The following is a 3,902-nucleotide window of genomic DNA, read 5'->3' as shown; positions in this document are numbered from 1 at the left end:
CTTTGTTTTCCACTGTAAAACAAAGATAACATACACTAAAAACACGATTAGTAATTCAACAAAAAAATGAAAAAATCTTATGTTTAGTCAATGGAAAAGGTATAACTCATGATTTTAAACTATTTAAAAATAGTGGCGTTAAATTTGGGAATTTAATTAAAGTTATCGCTGATAAAGGCGATCAAGGAATAGGTGAAATTTATCAATTAAGTCAAACACCACTCAAGAAAAAGAAAGGGAAGAAGTTAACTTTCATAATAGAAAAAATATAATCGGCAACTGAATCAATTAAGAATTATAGTAGAACATATTAATAGACGACTAAAAATCTTGAAAATTCTCTCTTATCCTTACCGAAATCGTGGTAAAAGATTTGGACTAAGAGTGAACTTAATAGCTGGTATTTATAATTATGATTTAGCTAATTAAGTTTGAATTTTAATTTATTAAATATCTAGTAAATTGAACTTTTAATCATTAGCTGAACTTATTTATTTTGGCGATTTTTAATGATTTTGGTTTGTGGCGATCGCCTGTTATTAATTATTCAAAAAAATTGATAAATTCTGGATATCTTATCAAGCAAACTTAGACTAAAAAACAGAAATATACTACAGCACAGTATATTTTTACAATAAGTCTATTAATTTAGTATAGCACACAATCTGTGAAAACCGCAACATTGATTGGTTTTCCCATTCCTCCGCTCCCGCCTTCAGGAGAGTGCGGGTCTTCAACCAACCTTGAGATCAAATACTATTCTTGATTGATTGGCTAAAAAAACCGCTCTATGCTCAAAAAGCAAAAAACGGCTTTAATACGATGGTTATTTTTAATTATTTAATGGAGCATATGGGAGTTGAACCCATGTCCAAAATGGCTATTTACTCTTCGCTCATTCACAGGTTTAGCTCTTGTTAACCCTCAGAGCTGGGACCATCCATTATCCCGGATGGCGGGATTCTCTAGTAAGGTCTTAACCAGTAGCTGACCAGAGGCAGTTTACTAGTGCATCCGTTCGGGTTAAGTCTGCAATCCTTAACGGAGTCAAACCACAGACGCTCGAACCTATAAGAGGTATTTTCGCAATTAAGCTACAGCTACTTGCTTACGAGCAAAAGGTACAATGTTGTTTGCACTTATTATTTTTTGAGCCCGGTATTTGCGAGAGAAGACTCACTCTCGACCTGAATCACAAAGTAGATTTCACCACCCTGTCGAAACCGTTAATGCCCCGTGTTATTCTTTTTATTTTACACATTTATTTGAATTTTGACAACTGTTGAACTTAGTAGTCAGGAGTCAGGAGTTAGGAGTCAGGAGTCAGGATTTGAATAAGGCAGAAGGCAGAAGGCAGGAGTCATATAGAATCCGGTTATATAATATGTTGTGTTTATAATCCAATACGGTTTCCTACGGAATGCTGCCCAAACAGATAAGACCAAAACTCATAAGGTATGGAACCATTAGATAAGCTTTTGAGATTACAGAACTGCCCAAAAAAATCCTTAACTCAACTGTATTGGTTTATAGAACCCATTTGAGGTCTATATAATTATGGTAGTCAAGTCTTTTCGCGCATCAATGAGTGAGGAACAATCATCAGCAAGGAGTGTTGAATTTTTTATATTATTTCTCCCCACATCTACCCTCTTACCTCTTACCTCTTACCTCTTACCTCTTACCTCCTGTCTCCTGTCTCCTGCTTCCTGTTTCCTGTCTCCTGTCTCCTGTCTCCTAGCTCAAAAAACTTAATATTTATGAAGATACGCTTAGGGGTTCTATAATCAATAGACATCTCTAGAAAAGAGGGAACAGGAAACAGGGAACAGGGGGGAATAATTGATAATGTATAGATAATAATTGATTTTATTTTTGATTTTTGGAGATTTCTAATAATTACTTCAATCTCCCCTACTCCCTACTCCCTCTTAATGTAAATCATCTTCCCAAACACCGATATAGACAAGATCATTCCTACTACGCTCAATTAAACCTTCGAGATTACCTGTTTTAAACTCATAGCGATTAATTTTACGGTTTCGCACATCCTGTAATCCTTGCTTGATTTCTGGAGTAATTCTCCAATTCAACATACTAATGAAAGCGGTTCTTACCATTAGGTCATCTATACCATCTGCCACAGACAACTCAGTTTGTCGCAAGCGACGAGAATCTCGATCATATATATAGCCTAAAGTAATTTGATTAGGAAGTAAATCATAAATTACAGCCCTAGTATTAGGCCAATAGCCACGCTCTTTAACTGTTGTAGGTTTTCCCAATAATTCTATTACTTTACTTTCTAATGTGCCTGGGGGTAAGCCACGAATAATCGGCAACCGATCCCTAATAGTAGAATTATCAATAGGATCGGAAGGAATATTATCTGGCAATATTAAATCTATAGGTATCTCAGGACCTGAATCTTGGGGAGGTTGAACCGGAGTTGGAGTTGGAGTTGGAGTTAAAGTTGGAGTACGCTCAACCGTAGGTGGTATAGGTGTAGGTTTTTCTACTGGAGGTGAAGGAGTAGGGGTTGGTCTGACTATAGCAGGAACAGGAGATGGTGATGGTGATGGTGATGGGGTAGGAGTAAAATTGGGCAATTGCTCCATATCATTAGGTTGTGGAGATGGTGTAGGAGTTGTAGTTGGTTTTGATATAGGAGTTTGAGCAATATCTGATGGTCTAACGGTGGGAGATGGTGTAGGAGTTTGAACGATAGGTGGTGTCTCAGGGGGCTGAGAATTTAACACTATTGCTGCTAATGTTCCTACTGTTAGGGTAGCGATCGATCCGAGTATACCCCACATCAATATTCCTTTAGGTCTTTGTATAGGAGGAATATTTGTAGTAGCAATTTTTCCATTTCCCACATTATGAGCTGGATGCTGTTGAGGTACAACCTGGATAGTTGAATGTAAATCAGTTGTGCTAGAATTTGATAAATCTTTTAGCCATTCCTCCACAGTTGCAGGTCGGTATTGAATATCCATTGCCATACCTTTTAGCACTGCTTGATTAACAGTACCACTAAGTTGAGGCTGTAACTCTCTGGGAGTAGGCATTTCTTGTTGCGCTCTGTTCATTGCTGCTATTGGCAGTCGTGCTGTTAATAAAGTATAGAGAGTTGCAGCTAAACCATATACATCTGTTGCTGCGGTACGTTTTCCTTGAACAAAATACTGTTCTGGAGGAGCATAACCATCAGAAACCAAATTAGTGTGAACCTGAGTTTTACCAGCAATAAATTCCCGCGCAATACCAAAGTCAATTAAGATGACATCCTTAGTACCCTGACGTAGCATAATATTTTGGGGTTTAACATCTCGGTGGAGTAAGTTATTTTGATGCACCACCATCAAAGCATTTCCTACTTGACGAATATAATGCACGGCGATCGCCTCTGGTAGAGGTTGTCCACTATATATAACTTCTGCCAAAGTTGTACCCGGAATATAGTCCATCACCATGTAAGGTTGACCATCTTCCACAAAAAAATCACTGACTCTGACAATATTAGGGTGGACACACAAAGCGAGTCTTCTTGCCTCATCCTGAAACTTCCTTTGAAATTCTTCAAAGTTGGGATGTTGACGTAGAGACTCATTGAGAGTCTTAATAACTACGGGTTGTCCTAAATAATTATGAGTAGCTTTGATAGTAATACCAAAACCCCCCCTTCCTAATTCTTGTTCTAATGTATATTTGTCCCCTTGTAAGTTTCTCAATATATTCATTATTTATTTCCCAATTTCTCTAGATCTTAGTGAATTACAGTAGTTTTTATTTTAAGTAGGGACATTCCATGGAACATCCTGAGGAGGGTTGTGGTACGCGAGTATGTGGTTTATCTATCAAGACTGGTCGGCAGAGCACACGTCTGAACTAAAGTCACC

The 3,902-nt window shown here is 37.6% G+C and carries 1 protein-coding gene, 1 other RNA gene and 1 pseudogene; 1 reads left to right on the top strand and 2 read right to left on the bottom strand.

Going from position 1 to position 3,902, the window contains the following annotated elements; all coding sequences use genetic code 11:
- Positions 1–29 precede the first annotated feature (29 nt).
- Positions 30–429: pseudogene (locus tag F6K13_RS22580) on the top strand (transposase family protein); the annotation flags it as partial.
- A gap of 412 nt (positions 430–841) precedes the next feature.
- Here the strand turns inward: F6K13_RS22580 and ssrA are convergent.
- Positions 842–1,236: a transfer-messenger RNA gene (gene ssrA / locus F6K13_RS22575) on the bottom strand.
- A gap of 695 nt (positions 1,237–1,931) precedes the next feature.
- On the bottom strand, positions 1,932–3,743 hold the full coding sequence (locus F6K13_RS22570; protein WP_124155186.1) for a serine/threonine-protein kinase: 1,812 nt from the start codon (positions 3,741–3,743) through the stop codon (positions 1,932–1,934).
- Between the last annotated feature and the right edge of the window lie 159 nt (positions 3,744–3,902).

It is taken from the genome of Okeania sp. SIO2B9 (genome assembly GCF_010672505.1).
GTDB lineage: Bacteria > Cyanobacteriota > Cyanobacteriia > Cyanobacteriales > Microcoleaceae > Okeania > Okeania hirsuta.
The sequence above is the reverse complement of the archived record's forward strand: the minus strand, read 5'-3'. Positions and strand labels throughout refer to the sequence as shown.

Excerpts from the sequence above, each read along its gene's own strand:
- F6K13_RS22570 (WP_124155186.1), bottom strand. The coding sequence starts at position 3,743 with ATGAATATATTGAGAAACTTACAAGGGGACAAATATACATTAGAACAA.